Here is a 21,112-nt window from a genome sequence, read left to right as displayed (position 1 = left end):
CAGCATGTTAAAGCGACTGCTCGCTAAAGCAAGCCCGCTGCTCGGCAGCCACGGTGACTGGCAAGGGAGTTGCCTGCTCTGCCATCAGCCTTGCGACAACGAGCCCCTGCTCTGCAGCTGGTGTCGGCAGGCGTTGCATCAATCAGAGCCAAGATGCCGCCTCTGCGCCGCACCGCTGGCTGCCTGTATAGAAGAGAGCATACCGGTCTGTGGTCGCTGCCAGCGCAGACCTCCCCCCTGGGAGCGGTTGCAGGTGATTGGCGACTACCGGGCCCCCTACCCCATGCTGATCCCCCGGCTCAAATATTCCGGTCAGATCCTGCTGGCACCGCTACTGGCACGCCTCTTGGCCGATCATCTGGATGGCTGCGAGCCGCCGGAGGCGATCATTCCGGTTCCCCTGCACTGGTGGCGGCAATGGCGGCGTGGGTTCAATCAGGCGGAGGAGATCGCACAAGCCCTTGGCGAGTTCACCGACATTCCCTGCGACAACACCCTACTGCAGCGCATCAAGTCGACCCCGCAACAAACAACCCTGAACGCCGGGCAGCGGCGGCGCAATCTGCGCGGGGCATTCCGGATCCGCCCCCACCACTATCGCCATGTCGCCCTGCTCGATGACGTCGTGACCACAGGCGCCACCGCCGGTCAGCTCAGCCGTTTGCTCCATGAGAGCGGCATCACAAAGGTGGAAGTGTGGGCAATCTGTCGTACCCTGCGGCACAGCAAGTAGCCATCGGCATGCTACCCAAGCATTAATAACCGCGTTATCATGAATACCCTAGTCGTACACTCAGGTTTATGAGGATAGTGATGATCAGCATTTCCGACGCCGCCCAGGCCCATTTCCGTAAACTGCTGGAAAAACAGCCTGATGACACCAATATCCGGGTGTTTGTGGTCAATCCGGGAACCCAGAATGCCGAGTGTGGCGTATCGTATTGCCCGCCCGATGCCGTGGACCCGGAAGATCAACACCTGCCCTTCAGCGGCTTCGACTGCATGGTCGATCCCCTGAGCGCCCCCTTCCTGGTGGATGCCACCATCGACTTCGTGACCGATCAGATGGGCTCCCAGCTCACCCTGAAAGCACCGAACGCCAAGATGCGTAAAGTGGCCGACGACGCGCCGCTGATCGAGCGCATCGAGTACGTGTTGATGTCCGAAGTGAACCCTATGCTGGCCGGTCACGGTGGCAAGGTCACCCTAGTCGAGCTGACTGAAGACAAACTGGCCATCCTGCAGTTTGGTGGTGGTTGCAACGGTTGCTCCATGGTCGATTACACCCTTAAAGAGGGGATCGAGAAGCAGCTGCTGGAGAAGTTCCCGGGTGAGCTCAACGGCGTGAAAGACGCCACCGAGCACCAACGCGGCGACCACTCCTACTACTGATTTGCAGCCCTTGCAGCAAAGAAAAGGCCCCGCCATCCGGCGGGGCCTTTTGCATGGGCAATCGGCAGATTACTCGTCCTTCTTGTCTCGCGACAGCAGGGCGATGGCCGCCTCTTTCGGGTTCTTACCCTCGTAGAGCACCTTGAAGATCTGCTCGCAGATGGGCATCTCGACGCCGCAGCGGGCCGCCAGCAGATGCACCTCTTTGGTGTTGCGATACCCCTCCACCACCTGACCGATCTCGGTCATGGCGGTGTTCACATCCTTGCCAGCCCCGAGGGCCAGCCCGAAGCGACGGTTGCGCGACTGGTTGTCGGTACAGGTGAGCACCAGATCCCCGAGCCCCGCCATCCCCATAAAGGTTTTGGCATCGGCACCCAGCGCCGCACCCAGACGCTGCATCTCCACCAGACCCCGGGTGATGAGCGCGGTTCTGGCATTGGCGCCAAACCCGAGCCCGTCGGAGAGACCGGCACCGATGGCGATGACGTTCTTCACCGCCCCACCCAGCTGCAGACCGACGAAGTCCGGATTGGTATAGACCCGGAAGGAGCGGCCACAGTGCAGTAGATGGGAGAGATCGTCGGCAAACTCATCGTGAGTCGAGGCGACAGAGATGGCGGTCGGCAGACCGGCAGCCAGCTCCTTGGCGAAGGTGGGGCCGGAGATCACCGCCAGCGGTATCTCGTCACCCAGCACTTCACGAGCCACATCCTGCAGCAGACGGCCACTGTCCGGCTCCAGACCCTTGGTGGCCCATGCGATACGGGTATCAGGGCGCAGGAAGGGCTTGATCCGGGTCAGCACATCGCCAAATACATGGCTTGGCACGACCAGCAGCAGCACGGGGGCAGCCTGTACCGCACGTTGCAGATCCGCAGTCAGCTGCAGATCGGCGGGAAAAGGGACATCAGGCAAAAATGCCTTGTTGCAGCGGTCTTGTTCCAGCTCGGCGACATGGGTGGGGTCGTGACCCCACAGCAGGGTCGGATGACCGTTGCGCGCCAGAGAAATGGCAAGGGCGGAGCCATAAGACCCCGCCCCCAAGACCGAGATAGCGATCTGGTCAGCCATTATCAGGCTTCCGCAGTCGCCTGCTGGGCCTGAGCTTGCGCCATGTGCTGGGCAAACAGGGCATCGAAGTTGACCGGTGCCAGGTTCAGCTGCGGGAAGGAACCCTTGCTCACCATGTTGGCCACGGCTTCGCGGGCATACGGGAACAGGATGTTCGGGCAGAAGGCAGCCAGGCAGTGAGCCAGTTGCGGCTCCGGCAGGTTACCGATAGTGAAGATACCGGCTTGCTGTACTTCGCACAGGAAGGCAGTTTCGGTTTCCAGTTTGCAAGTCACGGTCAGGGTCAGAACAACCTCGTACACGCTCTCAGCCAGGATGTTGGTCTTGGTATCCATATCCAGCTTGACGTCCGGCTGCCACTCTTTCTGGAAGATGTGCGGGGTGTTCGGCGCTTCGAAAGAGACATCCTTGGTGTAAACACGCTGGATGTGGAATTCCGGTTGTACTTCCTGGTTGTTGATCTCGTCAGCCATTTCGTTTGATTCCTTGTTATATGGATAAGTGGGCTCAGGCCCTGCTTAAATCAGCGTTTCTTGGTTACCGGCAGATTTTCTGCACGCCATTGGGCCATGCCACCGCCGAGCACATAAACCTGCTTGAAGCCAGCTTTGCTCAGCTGACGGCCCGCGCCGCCCGCAGTCATTCCCGACTCGCACACCACTATGATGGGGGCATCTTTATGCTTTTCAACCGGGCCCAGATTATTGCTCTGGATCTGGGTCAGCGGCAGGTGCTGGGCACCGGCCAGATGGCCCTTGGCATACTCTTCCTGACTGCGAATATCCACCACGGTGGCATTCTCGCGGTTGATCAGCAGGGTCGCGGTGTGGTTGTTGACGGTTTTTACCGGGGACAAACGGGCACGCACAGTGGTGTAAACCAGGGTGCCAGCCAGACCCAACCAGGCTGCGGTCAGCAGCGGGTTACGGGCCGCAAAATCCAAATACTCTTGCATCTTCTACTATCCAGGGACCAAGACAAGGGCCCGAGTATACATGGGGGTATTGATAAGATCAGCCATCTTGGCGGCAAAGCGCGAGCAGGCTCCCATCCTCATTGGGCATCGATCATGGCAGGAAGGGCGTGGCTTGCGGGGCAGCAGGAGCGCCCCTTGGCTATCAGGTGACTATTTCGGCAGATGTAGTAATATTACGCTAGTTTCATTTCCCGCATTTTTTCCAATCCGAGAGGACATAGTCTTATGTCAACAGCTAAGAAACCTTTGGTTCTGGTCATCATGGACGGTTGGGGCTACAGCACCAAGCAAGAGCACAACGCCGTCGCTGCCGCCAAGACTCCCAACCTCGATCGTCTGGCCCGTGACTACACCAGCACCCTGATCTCCGGCTCCGGTCTGGACGTCGGTCTGCCGGATGGCCAGATGGGCAACTCTGAAGTAGGCCACGTCAACATCGGTGCCGGTCGCATCGTCTATCAGGAGCTGACCCGCATCTCCAAAGACATCCAGGACGGCGAATTCTTCCAGAACGTCGAGCTGGCCAAGGCTGTTGACGCTGCCGTGACCAACGGCAAAGCCGTTCACATCATGGGCCTGATGTCCCCGGGTGGCGTACACAGCCACGAAGAGCACATCATGGGCATGATCGAAATGGCTGCCAAGCGTGGCGCCGAGAAGATCTACCTGCACGCCTTCCTGGATGGCCGCGACGTTCCGCCGCGCTCCGCCCAGTCCTCCATCGAGCTGTTCGACGCCCTGTTCGCCAAGCTGGGCAAAGGTCGTTTCGCTTCCATGATCGGTCGTTACTTCGCCATGGACCGTGACAACCGCTGGGATCGCGTGCAGCAAGCCTATGACCTGATGACCCAGGGCAAGGGCGAGTTCACCGCCGAGAGCGCCACCGAAGCGCTGGCTGCCGCCTATGCCCGCGACGAGAACGACGAGTTCGTCAAAGCAACCCGCATCGGCGAAGCTGCCCCGATGGAAGATGGCGATGCGCTGATTTTCATGAACTTCCGTGCCGACCGTGCCCGTGAAATCACCCGCGCCTTCGTTGACACCGACTTCACCGGCTTCGCCCGTGCAGTCGAGCCGAAGCTGAACTTCGTGATGCTGACCGAATACGCGGCCGACATCAAAACTGCCTGTGCCTACCCGCCGACCGCTCTGGTCAACACCCTGGGTGAGTGGCTGGCCAAGCAGGGCAAGACCCAGCTGCGTATCTCCGAAACAGAGAAGTATGCTCACGTTACCTTCTTCTTCAACGGTGGCGAAGAGTCCTGCTTCACCGGCGAAGATCGCGAGATCGTGGCCAGCCCGAAAGTGGCGACCTATGACCTGCAGCCGGAGATGAGCTCCGAAGAGCTGACCGACAAGCTGGTTGCGGCCATCAAGAGCGGCAAGTACGACGTCATCATCTGTAACTACCCGAATGGCGACATGGTTGGTCACACCGGTGTGTTCGATGCCGCCGTCAAAGCGTGTGAAGCCGTTGACCACTGCATCGGCCGCGTCACCGACGCCCTGGCCGAAGTGGGTGGCGAGTGCCTGATCACTGCCGACCACGGTAACGCCGAGAAGATGCTGGACGAAGAGACTGGTCAGGCCCACACCGCCCACACCAATCTGCCGGTTCCGCTCATCTATTTCGGTCGCAAAGCCGAGGTAGTTGAAGGTGGCAAACTGTCCGATCTGGCCCCCACCATGCTGACCCTGATGGGTCTGCCGGTGCCGCCGGAAATGACTGGCAAGCCCCTGATGATTCTGAAATAATCCTTCCCCATGCGGGGATGCGAAATTATTTCACAGAAAACCAGTCGCGTCGGCCTGTTGGCCGGCGCGCTGTTTTTTTGCCTGTTGTTTGGCGCCAGCAAATCGGCTTTGGCCGCCAATCAGCAGCTGGGCACCATGCAGTCCCAGATCAAAGAGCAACAGAAGACCATCAAGCTCAGCAAGCAGGAGCTTGCCAAGCTCAATACCCAGCTCAAGGCTGACGAGCAGGCCATCTCGGCCGCCGCTGCCAAACTCAACCAGACCAGACAGCAGTTGAAGCAGAACCAGCAGAAGCTGGCGACCCTGCAAAAAGACAAGCTGGCACTGGAAGTTCAAGCCAAACATCAAAAGCAGTTGCTGGCCAAACAGGCGGAGAGCGCCTTTCAGGCGGGCAACCACGACTACCTCAAACTGCTGCTCAATCAGCAGGATCCGGCCAAACTGAGCCGCTCACTCGACTACTACGACTACCTCAACAAGGCCCGCATCGAGGCCATAGACGCCCTGCGCGCCACCCGTGACAAGCTGGCGAAAAACCAGCAGGCCACCAAAGAGACCGAAACCAGACTGCAGACCCTGCTTGCCGAACAGCAGGAACATCACCAGACCCTGCTGGCCAGCCAGCAGAGCCGGGCCAAGGTGCGCAACCAGTTGCAGCAGTCGGTACAGGATGACGAGCAGAAGCTGACCCAGCTGGTCAAGGCGGAGAAGGCGCTGAAAGCCCGGCTGGAAGAGCTGCGCCGCCAGCGGGAAGAGCAGGAGCGCCGTGAACGGGCCGAGCGGGAACGGCTGGCCAAGCTGAAAGCAGAGCAGGAGCGTCAGCGCAAGCTGGCCGAACAGCGCCGCGCCGAGCAACAACGACTCGCCGCTCAGCAGAACAAAACCGTCAAACCGGCAGAACCTGCCGAAGAGGTGGCCAGCAGCAAACCGGAGCGCGGCTCGGGCATCAGCAGTGCCGGTCACTACAGTGGTCTCAAGACCAATGGCAGCCTGCGCTGGCCGGTACAGGGGCCGATCCTCATCTCCTACGGTTCGCCGCGCACCGCCCAGCTCAAGTGGAAAGGCACCCTGATCGGCGCCAGCGAAGGGACCCAGGTCAAGGCGGTCGCGCCGGGACAAGTGGTCTACGCCGACTGGCTCGACGGCTTCGGTATGCTGCTGGTGATCGACCACGGCAAAGGCTATATGAGCCTCTACGGTCACAATCAGTCGCTGCTGCGCCAAGTTGGCCAGAACGTGGAACAGGGTGAGCCGGTGGCGCTGGTCGGTGACAGTGGCGGTCAGGACAGACCGGGCCTCTATTTCGAAATTCGCTATCAGGGCGAGGCCATCAACCCAACCAAATGGCTGGCCAAGGGTTGAGTCAACCCGGCCGACAAACGCATCACACGCTCACTAGCAAAAGCCTGCATCACGCAGGCTTTTGTCGTTTCAGGAGCGCCCTCCCCACTGTCGGCTTAATTTGATGAAAAATTACCTAATTTTTCACTCGGCTCAGGGGAAGACAACCAGACCGATCTGCTCCAGCAGTGTCTGCTGCTGATCCTCGTTGATCTGCACCCCTTGCAGATCGACCCGACGCAGATCCAGCCCTTGCAGATCGCACTGGCGCAGATCGCAGCCCTGCAGCTTGAAGCTGGTCCAGTCAATCTGGCCAAACTCGGAGCCGCTGAGATCGGAACCCGCCAGCGAGGCACCAAACAGGTTGGCCCCCTGCCAGCGGTTGCCGGTCAGCTCGCACTTCTCCAGCAGACAACCCTCGAAGCTGGCATAGCTGAAGTTGTTGCCGGTCAGATGGGCCTCGCAGAAGTAGCTTTTGGCGGTGATCTGGTTGGCGAAGCTGGCATGGCTGAAGTTGATACCGACCGCCTGACAGTCGCGCATCTCCAACCCCAGACACTGGCTGCGGCTGCAATCGGCCATGGTGAGATCGCAGCGCAGGAAGCTGGCCTCGCGCAGATCGCAACCCTGCAACAGGCAGCCCCGTTCACTCTCCCGATCGTAGAAGCTGCAGTCGATGAAGCGGCTATCGCTCAAATCCAGCCAGGAGAAGTCGCAGCCGATAAAGCGGCACTCCAAGAACTGCTCCCCCTCCACATCCTGTTGCTCGAACCGGACATCCACGAACTGCTTGCCTCTGATCATCGGAAAACTCCTGCAAAAACGGCTTCATATGCTGACTTTATCCGCCAAAAACGGTAATGTTACATGTAACATCCACGCTGGACACCCCTATGAGCCCCACCCGCAAGCGCCGCCCCACCCTGCAAGATATCGCCGACCAGACCGGCGTGACCAAGATGACTGTCAGCCGCTATCTGCGCGACCCGCAGACCGTAGCGGAAGGGACCCGCGAGCGGATCGCGGCTGTGGTGGAAGAGCTGGGTTATATCCCCAACCGGGCGCCGGATATTCTCTCCAACGCGACCAGCAAGGCGATCGGCATTCTGATCCCCTCCCTCTCCAACCAGGTCTTCTCGGCGGTGATCCATGGCATCGAGTCGGTAACCCGACCGGCCGGTTACCAGACCCTGCTGGCCCACTATGGCTACAGCCCGGAGCGAGAAGAGGAGCAGGTCGCGTCCCTGCTCTCCTATCACGTGGATGGGCTAATCCTCTCCGACAGCCAGCACACCGAGCGTACCCGCAAGATGATCGCCACCGCCGGCATTCCGGTGGTGGAGACCATGGATCTGCCGCAAACCCCCATCGATATGGTGGTCGGCATGGACCATAGAGCCGCGGCCCGGGCCATGGTAACAGAGATGCTGCGCCGGGGCCGACGCAAGGTGGTCTATCTGGGGGCGCGGCTCGACGTGCGTACCCAGCTGCGGATGGAGGGTTACTATCAGGCGATGACCGACTTCGGCCTCACCGGCCAGCATCTGCTGACCGAACAATCCTCCAGCTTCACTCTGGGGGGCGAGCTGCTGGATCAGGCGCTGGTGCGCTATCCCGACCTCGACGGCCTGTTCTGCACCAACGATGACCTGGCGGTGGGCGCCCTGCTGCAGTGTCAGGCCAAGTGGATCCCGGTGCCCCAGCAGATCGCCATCGCCGGTTGCAACGCCCTCGACATCGGCCACGCCATGACCCCCAAGCTGGCCAGTATCGCCACCCCGCGGGAAGCGATCGGTCGGGAGGCGGCCACCATGCTGCTGGCGCGTCTCAGCGGCCAATTCCAACCCGATACCCGCAAAGATATCGGCTTCTCCCTCTATGTCGGGGAGAGTCTGGGTTAATCCCTTCCCTCACCCACTTAAATCACGCCGATAACAAGCAGGCCACCCGAGGGTGGCCTGCTTGGTTTTCTGCACACAACTGATGCTTAGCGTTTAACCAATTCAACCGCTTCGCGGGAGAGGCGAGTCACCTCTTCCCAGTTGCCGCTCTTGACCGCATCGGCTGGCAGCATCCAGGAGCCGCCGACGGTGGCCACGCACTTGAGTGCCAGATAGTCGGCCACGTTTTTCGGGCCGATACCGCCGGTCGGGCAGAACTTCACCTGGGGCAGCGGCGCAGCAATGGCGGAGAGCGCCTTGGTGCCGCCGTTCGCTTCAGCCGGGAAGAACTTCAGGTGGTCGTAGCCCGCTTCCAGCGCCTGCATCACCTCGGAAGGAGTGGCAACGCCCGGGATCAGCGGTGCAGTGCTCTTGGCGGCGTGAGCCAGCAGGGCCGGGGTCATCCCCGGGGAGATGACGAAACGGGCACCGGCGGCGACGGCGGCATCAAACTGCTCGCAGTTGAGCACGGTACCGGCACCGACCATGGCATCCGGCATCGCCTTGGCGATGAGGGCGATGGCATCGAGCGCCACCGGGGTGCGCAGGGTGATTTCGAACACCGAGATGCCGCCGTCGAGCAGCGCCTTGGCCATCGGCAGGGCCTGATCCAGCTCGTTGATAACCATCACGGGTACCAGCGGGGAGGCGGCAAACACCTCGGCCGGGGTCACTTTCCAGTTCTGCATAGCTCTTCCTTAGTCAAAGATGGTAGCGCCACACTCGGCGCTCGATACCGCGCGACGCATCACGCTGAACAGTTCACGGCCCCACCCCTCTTGTTCCAGAGTGAGGTCAATCTCGGCCTGGGTACGGCCACTCAAATCGGTCAGACAGTCGAGGCTGCCGTTTACCGCGTCAACCCGCAGCAGGTCGCCGTCAGCGAGCAGGCCGATGGCCCCGCCGTGCAGCGCTTCCGGGGTGACGTGGATGGCGGCCGGGATCTTGCCGGAAGCACCGGAGAGACGGCCATCGGTGACCAGCGCCACCTTGTAACCCGCCTTCTGCAGGTTGCCGAGCACCGGCATCAGCTTGTGCAGCTCCGGCATGCCGTTGGCGGCCGGACCATTGTGGCGCACCACGATCACGGCGTCCTGATTGAGATCGCCCGCCTTGTAGGCCGCTTCCACCGCATGCTGGGAGGAGAAGACCCGCGCTGGCGCTTCAATCACCCGATACTCGGGAGCCACGGCGGAGACCTTGACCACGGCGCGGCCCAGATTACCCGCCAGCAGCTTGGTGCCGCCAGTGGCCTGGAATACGCTGCCGGAAGGCGACAACACGCTCGCATCGCCGCTCTCGCCCACCGGCTGCCATACCAGCTGGCCATCGACCAATGCCGGACGGCTGAGGTAATCCTGCATCTCGCCAAAGACCGGAGTGGCATCCATGTGGATCAGCCCCTCTTGCGCCAGACGGCGCATCAGGCCGGGCACACCGCCCGCCTGCTCGAAGGCGTTGACGTCGGCTGGGCCGTTCGGGTACATGCGAACCAGCAGCGGCACCACGTCGGAGAGATCGCTGATGTCATCCCAGGTCAGTACCAGACCGGCGGCGCGGGCCAGCGCCACCATGTGGATGCTGTGGTTGGTACTGCCGCCGGAGGCGAGCAGGGCCACCAGACCGTTGACCAGCGAACGCTCGTCCAGCACCTCGCTCAGGGGGCGATAGGCCGGGGAACCCGGGATCATGGCGCTGATACGGCGGGCCGCTTCGGCGGTCAGGGCGCGGCGCAGCTCGCTATGGGGATGCACAAAAGCAGAGCCCGGCAGCATCAGGCCCATGGCCTCGAATACCAGCTGGTTGGTGTTGGCGGTGCCGTAGAAGGTACAGGTGCCTGCCGCATGGTAGGCACCGCACTCCATCTCCAGCAGGGCATCGCGACCCACTTCACCGGCGGCGTACTTCTGACGCACCTTCACCTTCTCGTCATTGCTGATGCCGCTCGCCATGGGGCCGGCAGGAACAAATGCAGTCGGCAGGTGAGCATGGGAGAGGGCCCCCATGATCTGACCTGGAGCGATCTTGTCGCAGATACCGAGCAGCAGGGTGGCATCAAAGGTGTTGTGAGAGAGCGACAGTGCGGTCGCTTGGGCGATCAGGTCGCGGGAGAAGAGGGACATGTCCATCCCCGGCTGCCCCTGGGTCACGCCATCGCACATGGCGGGCACGCCGCCAGCAACCTGGGCGCTGTGGCCCAGCTCGGCCAGCGCACCCTTGATGATATCCGGATAGCCCTGATAGGGCTGATGGGCACTCAGCATGTCGTTGTAGGCGGTGACGATACCGACGTTGGCACGGGTCATGTCGAGGATGCGACCCTTCTCGTCACTGCTGCAGGCGGCCACGGCGTGGGCCAGGTTGCCGCAGGCCAGTGCGGCGCGGGTCTTGCCTTGCTCGGCCTGACGCTGGATGCGGGCCATAAAGGCCTGACGGCGGGCGGCACTGCGCTCGCGGATGAGGGCAGTGACGTCGGAAATTACCTTATGAATCATTGGGCTTGCTCCAATGCTGTGACGGCGCGGTCAACCACCTGTTCGAAGGTGCCGTCTATATCAATGTGGAATACACCGGCTTCGCCATCCGGGCGCTCCAGAGTATCGAACTGACTTTGTACCATGCTTTCACGCATGAAGTGGCCCTTGCGGGCACGCATCCGCTCGAGGATCAGCGGCTGGCTGCCATCGAGGAAAATGAAGCTGACCGACTCGTTGCCTTCGCGGATCTGGTCGCGGTACTTCTTTTTGAGGGCGGAACAGACAATGATGCCGGTCTCGTTCTTCTGCTCGAGACTGTAGGCGGCGTCGCGGATCCGCTCCAGCCAGGGGGCACGATCCTCATCGTTGAGGGGGTTGCCGCCAGCCATCTTCTGGATGTTGGCCTTGGGGTGCAGGTCATCACCATCGATGAACTTGGCGCCCAGCGCTTCGGCCACTTTCAGACCCACGCTGGATTTGCCGCTACCACACACACCCATCACGATAATGCACTTACCCGCCATAATTTGACCTCTGTCCCACTTTTCAAAAAACCAGCTGTTGATGGGTTCTAATCTAACACGTTACCGGTAACATGTTACCGGTAACGATTGAAAATGTGAAGTCTGCCACAGACTGAGCAAACCCATAGTCACCTGGGCATATGATGTTGAGCCCTTGCCATAAATCTAAATAAATCATAAAGATATGGTTTGCCGACGGATCGGCAAGGTGTCACGACTGAACTTGGAAAAAGGAACGCATAACAATGTCTGACCTCTCCCTGATCATGACAGCCGCCGGCTCGATTGTGCTGCTGCTCTTCCTGGTGATGAAGGCCCGGCTCCACGCCGTGGTAGCCCTGATCCTGGTCTCCATGGTGGCGGGTCTCGCCGCTGGCATGAACCCGGCCGATATCGCCAACACCATCCAGAAAGGGATGGGTGGCACCCTCGGTTTCGTCGCCGTGGTGGTGGCGCTGGGCGCCATGTTCGGCAAGGTGATGGAAGTGACCGGTGCCCTCGACCGGGTGGCTCACACCCTGCTCGGCAAGTTCGGCGTCAAGCGCGCCAACTGGGCCATGGCCCTGACCGGCTTTGTCTGCGCCCTGCCGCTCTTCTTTGACGTGGCCGTGGTGCTGCTGATCGGCGTCGCCTTCGCCATCGTCCGTCGTGGCGGCGGCAGCGTAGTGAAGATCGGTATCGCCCTGCTGGCGGGTATCGCCACCTGTCAGGCGTTCCTTATTCCGGCGCCGGGCCCGATCCTGGTCGCTTCCCAGCTGGGTGCCGACTTCGGCTACATGATCCTGTTCGGCCTGATCGCCGCCATACCGGCGCTGATCCTGGCGGGCCCGCTGTTCGGTGACTTCATCAGCAAGATCGTCGATGTACCGCTGCCTGCCGATGCCCAGAACAGTGTCCACGATGACAGCAAATCCCTGCCCTCCTTTGGGCTGGCCATGGGCCTCATCGGTCTGCCGCTGCTGCTGATCGGCCTCAAGACCATCGTCGGTCGTTTCGTCGAGGCGGGCTCCACCCTGCACAACTGGCTGGAGTTCATCGGTCACCCCTTCACCGCCATCATGGTCGCCTGTCTGGCCGCCTTCTATCTGCTGGGCATTCGCCGCGGCATGTCCCGTGACGAGGTGATGAGCGTCTGCAACAGCGCCATCCAGCCGGCGGGCGTCATCATTCTGGTGACCGGTGCCGGTGGCGTGTTCAAGCAGGTGCTGGTTGATTCCGGTGTGGGTGCCGCCCTTGGCAACATGCTGGCCGATTCCGGTCTGCCCATCGTCGCGCTGGCCTTCATTCTGGCCGCTGCGGTACGGGTGATTCAGGGCTCTGCCACCGTCGCCATGCTGACCGCCTGTGGTCTGGTGCTGCCGATGCTGGAGCCGCTCGGCCTGAACGGTGCCCAGCTGGCGGCCGTCACCATCGCCATCGGCGGCGGTGCCATCGTGCTCTCCCACGTCAACGACTCCGGTTTCTGGCTGGCCAACCGCTACCTCGGCCTCACCGAGAAGCAGACCCTGCAGACCTGGACCGTGATGGAAACCATCATCGGCACCACCGGCGGCGTGATGGCGATGATCATCTACAGCTTCCTCTGACAAGGGCAAAATGCTGACAAAAAGGCCTCACTCGTGAGGCCTTTTTCATCTTTCTGATGATTCTTTCTTTGGCTGAGAGGGCGAGATTGCTAGAATCGCCTATTCATCGCTCCGAGTGGAACGCTTAACCCCGTGATTTCAGGTTTATCTATGCATTCATCGGCCCATTATCGACAACTGCTGGCGCGCCTGCCCCAGATCGCCGTCGCAGCGGATCAGTTTGAAGTGCTCTACAGCGCCCAGGATTTCAAACGCCGCATTCTTGCGCTTATCGCCAGTGCCACCCGGCGCATCTATCTGGTCGCGCTCTATCTGCAGGATGACGAAGCAGGCCGGGAGATCCTCTCCGCCCTCTACGCCGCCAAGCAGCGCAATCCGGCCCTCGACATCAAGCTGTTCGTCGACTTTCACCGTGCCCAGCGCGGCCTGATCGGCAAGGGCAAGCAGGGCGGCAACCACCTGATGTATCAGGCCATGGCTGCCGAACACGAGCACCAGATCGAAATCTACGGCGTGCCGGTCAAAGGGCGCGAGCTGCTCGGCGTGCTCCACCTCAAGGGCTTCATCTTCGATGATGTGGTGCTCTACTCCGGTGCCAGCCTCAACGACATCTACCTGCACCAGCAGGATCGCTACCGCTTCGATCGCTATCACCAGATCACCAGCCCGGAGCTGGCCCGCAGCATGGTCAACTACGTGGATGATCTGTTCGTGAAGAGCGACGCGGTGCAGCGACTGGATCACAGCGATATCCCCAGCGCCAAGCAGCTGAAGGGGCCAATCCGCCGCTTCAAGCAGAACCTGCGCCAGAGCCAGTACCGCTTCAGCACCATGCCGGTCAACACTCAAGAGGTGGCCGTCACCCCCATGGTGGGTCTGGGCAAGCGCAACAATCAGCTCAACCTGATGATCCGCAATCTGGTGCGCGCCACCGAGCGGGAGATCTTCATCTGCACCCCTTACTTCAACCCGCCCAAGGAGTTGAGCAAGGATATCGAGGATCTGCTGCAGCGCGGCTGCAAGGTGACCATCGTAGTGGGCGACAAGACCGCCAACGACTTCTTCATTCCGCCGGAAGAGAAGTTCTCCACCATCGGTGGCCTGCCCTATCTCTACGAGACCAACCTGCGCAAGTTTGCCGAGCGCAACCAGCGCCACATCGACGACGGTCGCCTCAACCTGATGCTCTGGTGTTGCGAGCGCAACTCCTACCATCTCAAGGGGATCTTCGTGGATGACGAGTGGGCCCTGCTCACCGGCAACAACCTCAACCCCCGCGCCTGGGCGCTGGATCTGGAGAACGGCCTGCTGGTACACGATCGTCGCCACCTGCTGCGCCCTCAGTTCAACGCGGAGCGGGATAACATCCTGACCAACACCAAGCGGATCAGCCACTTCGATCAGGTGGAACAGATCCAGGACTACCCGGAACAGGTGCGCAAGCTGCTGGGACGGATCCACCGGGTTAAGGCCCACCTGCTGCTCAAGCGCATCATCTGACCCTGGGCGCCATGCGCCCGCACCTTGCCTGTTGGCAGCCACACAAAGGCCTCCCGTTTTCGGCAGGCCTTTGTTATATCCGCCGTTTCCCCCGCCTTGGCGGCCCTGCCAGCAGCGACTCGGCTTGCATCGGCCCCTCAACAACCCCTATCATCTGGACATATTTACAGTGTTTTCGGGCATCTAATTGATGAAATTGGATAAAATTCCTCTCGATAGCCTCAAGGGTGTCGGCAGCAAGATGCTGGAGAAGCTCGAGCGGCTGGGGCTGGCCACGGTACAGGATCTGCTGTTCCACCTTCCCCTGCGCTACGAGGACCGCACCCAGGTGTGGCCCATCGGCGATCTGCCGCCCGGCCTGCACGGCGCCGTCGAGGGCGAAATCCAGGACACTCAGCTGGTGATGGGGCGCCGCCGCATGATGGTCTGTCGCATCAGCGATGGTACCGGCACCCTCACCCTGCGCTTCTTCAACTTCACCGCCGCCCAGAAAAACAGTCTGGCGGCGGGCCGTCTGCTCCGCTGCTTTGGCGAGGCTCGCCCCGGCAAATACGGGCTGGAGATGGCCCATCCCGAGTACAAGCTGCTCGGCGAGGAGCAGGCCGGCCAGACCGAAGAGGCGCTCACCCCCGTCTACCCGACTACCGAAGGGCTGCGCCAGCTCACCCTGCGCAACCTCACCGATCAGGCGCTGGCCCAGCTCGACCTCTATGGCGTGGAGGAGCTGCTGCCCGCCGGCCTCTATCCCCACCAGATTGAGCTGGCCGCCGCCCTGAAATTGCTGCACCGCCCGCCCCCCTCGGTGGCGCTGCCGCTGCTGGAAAGCGGCCAACATCCGGCCCAGCAGCGACTGGTACTGGAGGAGCTGCTGGCTCACAACCTCTCGGTACTCAAGGTGCGCGCTCAGGCGCAAACCCAGCTGGCCCGCGCCCTCAAACCGGCGCCCGCGCTGGTTGAACAACTGCTCGGCGCCCTGCCGTTCAAGCCCACCGGCGCCCAGAGCAGGGTAGTAGCGGAGATAAGTAAGGATCTGCAACAGAGCCACCCCATGATGCGGCTGGTGCAGGGGGATGTGGGCTCCGGCAAGACCCTGGTCGCGGCGCTGGCGGCCCTGCAGGCCATCGGCAACGGCTGTCAGGTGGGCTTGATGGCGCCGACCGAGCTGCTGGCGGAACAGCACGCCATCAACTTCGCCAAGTGGCTGGAGCCGCTCGGCATCGGAGTCGGCTGGCTGGCGGGCAAACAGAAAGGCAAGGCGCGGGAAGAGTCGCTGGCCGCGATCAAAGATGGCAGCGTCAAGATGGTGGTGGGCACCCACGCCATCTTTCAGGAGCAGGTTGTGTTCCAGCGCCTCGCCTTAGTCATCATCGATGAACAGCACAGATTCGGGGTGCATCAGCGCCTCGCCCTGCGCGAGAAAGGGGAGCGTGAAGGGGTACATCCCCATCAGCTCATCATGACCGCCACCCCTATCCCCCGCACCCTGGCGATGACCGCCTATGCCGACCTCGATACTTCGGTCATCGACGAACTGCCGCCGGGCCGCACCCCCATCACCACAGTCGCGCTGCCCGACAGCCGCCGCGGCGATGTGATCGAACGGGTCAAGCTCGCCTGCACCGAGGGCAAGCAGGCCTACTGGGTCTGCACCCTGATCGAGGAGTCGGAGGTGCTGGAGTGCCAGGCCGCCGAGGATACCGCTGCCGAGCTGCAGAACCTGTTGCCCGGTCTGCATATCGGGCTGGTGCACGGCCGGATGCGGCCGGTGGAGAAACAGCGGGTGATGGAGGAGTTCAAGGCAGGCATACTGCAACTGCTGGTCGCCACCACCGTCATCGAGGTGGGGGTGGATGTGCCCAACGCCAGCCTGATGATCATCGAGAACCCGGAACGGCTCGGGCTGGCGCAGTTGCACCAGCTGCGCGGCCGGGTTGGCCGGGGTGCGGTGGCCTCTCACTGCGTGCTGCTCTATCATGCCCCCTTGTCCAAGACGGCCCAGAGCCGACTCGGGGTGCTGCGGGAGACCAACGACGGCTTCCTCATCGCCCAGCGCGATCTGGAACTGCGCGGCCCGGGGGAACTGCTCGGCACTCGCCAGACCGGTCTGGCCGATCTCAAGATCGCCGATCTGGTGCGGGATCAGCCGCTTATTCCGCAGGTGCAAAAAATGGCGCGCTTCCTCATGGATAGGCATCCGAGTCATGTCGAACCCTTGATACGGCGCTGGCTCGGTCTGCGAGACCACTACTCAAACGCCTGACAACACATCCCAAAACAGGAGGAAAGCAACCATGAATTCCTGGCTACGCGGCCTGCTCTACACCTTCGCCTTCCTGCTGCTGTTTGTCTGGGTTGCCCTCGGCCTGTTCGACGCCGAGCGCGCCAAAGGCCCCATCGCCAGCTGGATCAGCCAGCAGACCGGCGTGCCGGTCACCATAGGGCGACTGGTATTCAACCCGCTGCACCCTTACACCCTGCTGGCAGAGCAGGTACGTTACGGCGATGCGGTCTCCCTCGACAAGATCTATCTGGAGATCGAGAGCATCGACTGGCTGAGCCGCGACGTGCGCATCGCCCATCTCGATCTCATTCGTCCCGCCATCAAGCTGCCGCTGCCCAACCAGCTGCCGAGCCTGCCGGTGCATTCCCTCACTATCAGTGACAGCACCATAGACCGGCTCAGTCTGGAGAGCCCCGAGCTGACCCTGCGCGGACTCAATGCCACCCTGAGCGACTGGGAGCTGATCGACCCGAAACGGCAACCACAGGCCAACCTGAGCCTCAATATCGGCCAGCTGGAGACTCCGCAGTTCACCTTCGCCCGTCTCAACCTGCAAGGACGGCTGGAAGGAGAAGTGCTGCGCACCGACAAGCTGGTGACCAACCTGTTTGACGGTCTGCTGGAGACCGGCATGGTGCTGGACTGGCCCGCTCGCACCCTGCAACTGCATGACCTCAAGGCGCGCGGCATGCGGGTCGAGCTGGGGGATCTGACACAGCAAGGCTTCCCGCAGCGCTTCCCGTTGCAAAGCGTATCGCTGGATCGTGGTCAGCTGGACGGCGTCAGCCTCAACGACATCAATCAGGAGCTCTCCTTCAACAACTTCAGCGGCCAGCTCACCGCCTTCAACTGGCAGGCGGGCAGCCAGCCCACCGGCTATCTGAGCGGCACCCTGGGCGACATGGGCCGTGGCCTGTTCCAGCTGGAGGAGATCAAGGGCAAGCTCGCCTTCTCGCCCCAGCAGATCGACGGCGAACTGCAGGGCAAGGCCTATGAAGGGGAGTTCAATGTCGAGCTCTCCCTCGATAGCCAGCAGCAGAAGCTGACCCTGAAAGACGTGGCGCTGAGCGGCATGGATATCAGCCTGCCGCAAGGGTGGTGGCAGGATTGGCAGAGCTGGCGCCCGCAGCAGGTCGATATCCGCAAGCTGGCGTTCGACAAGCTCAAGGTGCTCTCCTTCGACGATACCCTGCCCCTGTCGCTGACCGGCTGGCAGCTCTATCTGAGCGATCTCGCCCTGCGCGATAACCAACCCGGCCCGCTGCTCGGCCGTGCTCGTATCGAGAGCAAGTGGTTCGAGCTGGTGTGGGATGGCCTCAGCGCCCGCAACGGCGAACTGTATGGGGAGCTGACCCCCAGCTCCTGGCAACTGGGCAAGCTCACCAGCTCGCTGCCGGATGAGGGCTCCCTCAGCCTGAGTGGCCAGTGGGGCCGCGAACCGGGCCAGAGCAGCCGCCTCCAACTGCAGGCGACCAAGCTGGATCTACAGCAATGGGGCAAGCTATTCCACTCCCCGGTCTCCTTTGCCGGCAAGGCGGACGTGAGCGCCGACCTGCAAGCCGAACACGGCAAAACGGCGGGCGAGTGGCGCCAGACCCTGCAGGGCAGCTTTGCCCTCGATGCCGACGAGCCGTTCTGGGACAAGGTAAAGATAGATCCGCTGCTGGATGAGTGGTTCAAGGGGGCGACCCCACCCACCCTGACGCCGGATCAGCTGTGGCAGGCGATGCAGGAGGGTGACACCCCCTTCTACCGCATCAAGCTGCTGGGCAAGATCGACAAGGGGCAACTGCAGATCGAGCAGGCTGGTGCCTCCACCATCACCCATCTGCTGGCGCTGCAAGGGGGGATCGATCTGGTCAACGAGCAGTGGCAGCTGGATCTGGGGATCCTCAATGGCAACCGCTGCGCCGAGCTGCTCGGCCAGTGGCGCGGGCCGCTAACTGCCCCCACGCTGGCCTGGAGCTTCCCTCAGAAGCAGGACGCCTGCGGCTGGGAAGTGGGAGTACGCTATCCTCCGCAAGGCAACAGTGCCCCGCTCTGGCGACCGGCTCCCGCGCCGAAAGCCCAAGCCCAAGTGCAGACCCAAGCCGGGCAGGCAAGCGACAGCCGGCAAGGGTAAAAACAGACAAGGCCTCATAATGAGGCCTTGTTGTTTGATGGGGAAACGACGCGGTTACTGGCCCGGACGGCGGGGCGGCTGCACCACGTAGTGGCCGCAGAACTCCGCCGCCAGTTTACTGCCGCTGAACAGCTGGATCTTGAGGCTGAAGGTGGCAGGCTCCCCCCGTTTGAGCGGCTGCAGCACGGCGGGCATCCCCTCGCGGGCCACTCGCGCCTCGGGCTCCTCATCGACCGGGCCATGATATTTGATGGTGCTCTCGGCCAGCACCGGCTCGCCTACCAGCCCCTCCTCTTTAAGCTGCAGCCAGATCAGCCCCCAGCCCGCCAGCACGCACTGGCTGTAGACACTACCGGCGAACATGCTGCCATGCACGTTGAAGTTGGCCGCCAAATTGGCCTTGAGGTGGAAAGTCTGGCCATCGTAGTGGCTGATATGCATCCCCATCTTCTCGCTGATGGGTACCCCGCGCGACCAGCGGGTGGTGAGATCCTGACACCACTCCGGCCGGTACTGGATAGTCTGCAACGGGCTCAGGGATTTGATCATCTGGCGATGGGGAATCCGACCAAAGGAGACGGGGCCACCCCCCACTTCGAGAAAACCGCACTTGCGATAGAACTCCACCGCCTCCTGACGGGCGTTCATCACCAGCCGTTTCACCTTCTCGCTGCGGGCCAGCTGCTCGAGATCCTCCACCATTTTGGCGCCCAGCCCCTGGCCGCGATATTCGGGACGCAGCGCCATGAAGCGGATCTGCGCCTCGTCACCGCCGATAAAGAGGCGGCCCACAGCGATGGGAGTACCATCGGGAGCCAGCATCAGCCGGTGAATGGCGACCGTATCGTATTCGTCCCGCTCGGAACCGACCGGCAGATTGAAGGGTTTACGCAGAAGTTCCCAGCGCAACTGGTAGTAGGCATCCAGCTCGGCGACTGTCTGAGGGGTGACTACCCGGTACATAGTTTCATCCTTGAGTTACACTGGTCGGAAACCATCTTGCCGTGCAAATTCATGGACTTCAATCTGCAAGCGTACCAAGCCGATCACTTGTTGCACCTCAGCGTCAAACCCCAGCGCCGCCTCACGGTACAGGAAAATGACCAGCACCGCTGGCTGGAGATAGATGGCGTGGTGCAATCCGCCATGTCGCTCGCCGACCCCGCGACCCTCTGTCTGCCCCATCAGCGGGTCATCGCCTGCCTGCTACCGGAGCGGGCTGAGCAAATCCTCGAACTGGGGCTGGGTGGCGGCGATCTCACCCGCCATCTGAGTCAGCGCTGGCCCGATGCTCGCCACGAGTGCGTTGACCTCGACGAAGAGGTGCTGACCGTTTATCAGCAGTTTTTCCAGCATCAGGCGCACGATGGGCAAGCCGTTCCGACACTCCATCAGGCCGATGCCCTCGCCTTTCTCGAGCAGAGCGAGCAGCAGTACGACCTCATCCTGCTCGATCTCTTCAGTCAGGATGGCAACCCGCTGCTGCTGTTTCAGGAGCGGCTCTACCGGGCGCTGGCCCCCCGGCTGAACGGCACTCTGGTCATCAACCTGTTGCCGCGCACCGAACTGGAGCTAACCCACGCCCTGACGCTGATCGAGCAGTGGATTGGCCCGGCTACCCCCTATCCGGTCGCAGGGCTCATCAACGTGATCGTCCACGTCATACCGCGGGATCAGGCATCCTCAGACCTGTAGCCAGAAGGTGACCGGGCCGTCGTTGACCAGCGCCACCTTCATGTCGGCGGCAAAACGCCCGGTTGCTGTCGGGATGCCGCTGGCGGCGGCCCTGGCCACGAAGTAGTCATAGAGGCGTTCGGCCTCGCTCGGGTGGGCACCACAGGAGAAGCTCGGGCGCATCCCGCTCTTGGTATCGGCCGCCAGCGTGAATTGGGAGACAACCAGCAGACTGCCGCCGATCTGGCTGACATTGAGGTTCATCTTGCCATTCTCGTCGGAGAAGACCCGATAGCCGCTCACCTTGTGCAGCAGCTTGTCGGCCTTGGCCTCATCATCCCCCTGCTCCACCCCGAGCAGCACCAGCAGCCCCTGACCGATTGAGCCGGTTACTTCGCCCTCGACGGTCACGCTAGCCTCGCTGACCCGCTGAATCAATGCAATCACATCCCTCTCCTCTCAAAACAGAA

Annotated in this window: 19 protein-coding genes; 10 read left to right on the top strand and 9 right to left on the bottom strand. The window is 61.9% G+C overall.

The genetic code is table 11. The features are described from left to right. The first annotated feature begins 4 nt into the window (after positions 1-4). Positions 5-733 carry a ComF family protein gene (locus G5229_RS12630; RefSeq protein ID WP_421209230.1) on the top strand — a complete coding sequence of 243 codons (729 nt, stop codon included), beginning with the start codon at positions 5-7 and terminating at the stop codon, positions 731-733. Between the two features lie 80 nt (positions 734-813). Beyond that, entirely contained in the window at positions 814-1,392 is a 579-nt protein-coding gene (gene nfuA / locus G5229_RS12625; RefSeq protein ID WP_421209229.1) for a Fe-S biogenesis protein NfuA, read from the top strand. Positions 1,393-1,461: 69 nt separating this feature from the next. Here the strand turns inward: nfuA and gpsA are convergent, their stop codons facing one another. The 3 genes from gpsA to G5229_RS12610 are packed head-to-tail and all read right to left on the bottom strand — an operon-like array spanning position 1,462 to position 3,421. Beyond that, positions 1,462-2,466 carry an NAD(P)H-dependent glycerol-3-phosphate dehydrogenase gene (gene gpsA, locus G5229_RS12620; protein WP_236767761.1) on the bottom strand — a complete coding sequence of 335 codons (1,005 nt, stop codon included), beginning with the start codon at positions 2,464-2,466 and terminating at the stop codon, positions 1,462-1,464. A 2-nt stretch (positions 2,467-2,468) separates the two neighbouring features. Then, positions 2,469-2,939 (bottom strand): protein-export chaperone SecB, encoded by a 471-nt coding sequence (gene secB, locus G5229_RS12615; RefSeq protein ID WP_042054222.1) that lies wholly within the window; start codon positions 2,937-2,939, stop codon positions 2,469-2,471. 50 nt (positions 2,940-2,989) lie between these two features. Further along, positions 2,990-3,421, bottom strand: a complete 432-nt coding sequence (locus G5229_RS12610) for a rhodanese-like domain-containing protein (RefSeq protein WP_005340640.1) — start codon at positions 3,419-3,421, stop codon at positions 2,990-2,992. A gap of 246 nt (positions 3,422-3,667) precedes the next feature. On the opposite strand from G5229_RS12610, the gene gpmM reads away from it, so the two are divergent. After that, on the top strand, positions 3,668-5,197 hold the full coding sequence (gene gpmM, locus G5229_RS12605; RefSeq protein ID WP_005356867.1) for a 2,3-bisphosphoglycerate-independent phosphoglycerate mutase: 1,530 nt from the start codon (positions 3,668-3,670) through the stop codon (positions 5,195-5,197). Between the two features lie 9 nt (positions 5,198-5,206). Continuing rightward, a complete protein-coding gene (envC, locus tag G5229_RS12600; protein WP_421209228.1) occupies positions 5,207-6,559 on the top strand; it encodes a murein hydrolase activator EnvC in 1,353 nt (450 codons plus the stop codon). A 132-nt stretch (positions 6,560-6,691) separates the two neighbouring features. On the opposite strand, the gene G5229_RS12595 is transcribed toward envC, so the two are convergent. After that, on the bottom strand, positions 6,692-7,342 hold the full coding sequence (locus G5229_RS12595) for a Qnr family pentapeptide repeat protein (protein ID WP_421209227.1): 651 nt from the start codon (positions 7,340-7,342) through the stop codon (positions 6,692-6,694). An 89-nt stretch (positions 7,343-7,431) separates the two neighbouring features. Here G5229_RS12595 and G5229_RS12590 point away from each other — a divergent pair, with 89 nt between their 5' ends. Further along, positions 7,432-8,439 (top strand): substrate-binding domain-containing protein, encoded by a 1,008-nt coding sequence (locus tag G5229_RS12590; protein ID WP_421209226.1) that lies wholly within the window; start codon positions 7,432-7,434, stop codon positions 8,437-8,439. Between the two features lie 86 nt (positions 8,440-8,525). Here G5229_RS12590 and G5229_RS12585 read toward each other — a convergent pair whose 3' ends face one another. Genes G5229_RS12585 through G5229_RS12575 form a run of 3 tightly spaced genes read right to left on the bottom strand, consistent with a single transcriptional unit; the run spans position 8,526 to position 11,479 of the window. Then, positions 8,526-9,167, bottom strand: coding sequence for a bifunctional 4-hydroxy-2-oxoglutarate aldolase/2-dehydro-3-deoxy-phosphogluconate aldolase (locus G5229_RS12585; RefSeq protein WP_005342660.1), 642 nt, complete (start codon positions 9,165-9,167; stop codon positions 8,526-8,528). Between the two features lie 9 nt (positions 9,168-9,176). Continuing rightward, positions 9,177-10,973, bottom strand: a complete 1,797-nt coding sequence (gene edd, locus G5229_RS12580) for a phosphogluconate dehydratase (protein ID WP_421209225.1) — start codon at positions 10,971-10,973, stop codon at positions 9,177-9,179. Beyond that, on the bottom strand, positions 10,970-11,479 hold the full coding sequence (locus G5229_RS12575; RefSeq protein WP_005340649.1) for a gluconokinase: 510 nt from the start codon (positions 11,477-11,479) through the stop codon (positions 10,970-10,972). The genes edd and G5229_RS12575 overlap by 4 nt, the downstream gene beginning before the upstream one ends. Positions 11,480-11,724: 245 nt before the next feature. On the opposite strand from G5229_RS12575, the gene gntU reads away from it, so the two are divergent. From gntU to G5229_RS12555, 4 genes are all read left to right on the top strand, one after another. Then, positions 11,725-13,065 carry a gluconate transporter gene (gene gntU / locus G5229_RS12570; protein ID WP_302246945.1) on the top strand — a complete coding sequence of 447 codons (1,341 nt, stop codon included), beginning with the start codon at positions 11,725-11,727 and terminating at the stop codon, positions 13,063-13,065. Between the two features lie 150 nt (positions 13,066-13,215). Continuing rightward, positions 13,216-14,565, top strand: coding sequence for a CDP-diacylglycerol--serine O-phosphatidyltransferase (gene pssA, locus G5229_RS12565; protein WP_346197841.1), 1,350 nt, complete (start codon positions 13,216-13,218; stop codon positions 14,563-14,565). 190 nt (positions 14,566-14,755) lie between these two features. Then, positions 14,756-16,825, top strand: a complete 2,070-nt coding sequence (gene recG, locus G5229_RS12560; protein ID WP_421209224.1) for an ATP-dependent DNA helicase RecG — start codon at positions 14,756-14,758, stop codon at positions 16,823-16,825. 31 nt (positions 16,826-16,856) lie between these two features. After that, positions 16,857-18,968, top strand: coding sequence for an AsmA family protein (locus G5229_RS12555; protein ID WP_421209223.1), 2,112 nt, complete (start codon positions 16,857-16,859; stop codon positions 18,966-18,968). A gap of 54 nt (positions 18,969-19,022) precedes the next feature. Here G5229_RS12555 and G5229_RS12550 read toward each other — a convergent pair whose 3' ends face one another. Further along, positions 19,023-19,931, bottom strand: coding sequence for a bifunctional GNAT family N-acetyltransferase/hotdog fold thioesterase (locus tag G5229_RS12550; protein ID WP_069527624.1), 909 nt, complete (start codon positions 19,929-19,931; stop codon positions 19,023-19,025). A 51-nt stretch (positions 19,932-19,982) separates the two neighbouring features. Between G5229_RS12550 and G5229_RS12545 the strand changes: the two genes are divergently transcribed. After that, the gene (locus G5229_RS12545; RefSeq protein ID WP_180342979.1) at positions 19,983-20,663 is read left to right on the top strand and encodes a spermidine synthase; all 681 of its coding nucleotides are present in this window, start codon (positions 19,983-19,985) and stop codon (positions 20,661-20,663) included. On the opposite strand, the gene dtd is transcribed toward G5229_RS12545, so the two are convergent. Beyond that, complete coding sequence (gene dtd, locus G5229_RS12540; RefSeq protein WP_421209222.1) at positions 20,652-21,089, bottom strand: D-aminoacyl-tRNA deacylase; 438 nt, start codon at positions 21,087-21,089, stop codon at positions 20,652-20,654. The two genes, G5229_RS12545 and dtd, sit on opposite strands and share 12 nt — an antisense overlap. Positions 21,090-21,112 lie beyond the last annotated feature (23 nt).

The sequence above is a fragment of the Aeromonas sp. 602396 genome (genome assembly GCF_049173735.1).
Classification (GTDB): domain Bacteria; phylum Pseudomonadota; class Gammaproteobacteria; order Enterobacterales; family Aeromonadaceae; genus Aeromonas; species Aeromonas veronii_A.
This window is presented reverse-complemented; position numbering and strand designations above follow the sequence as displayed.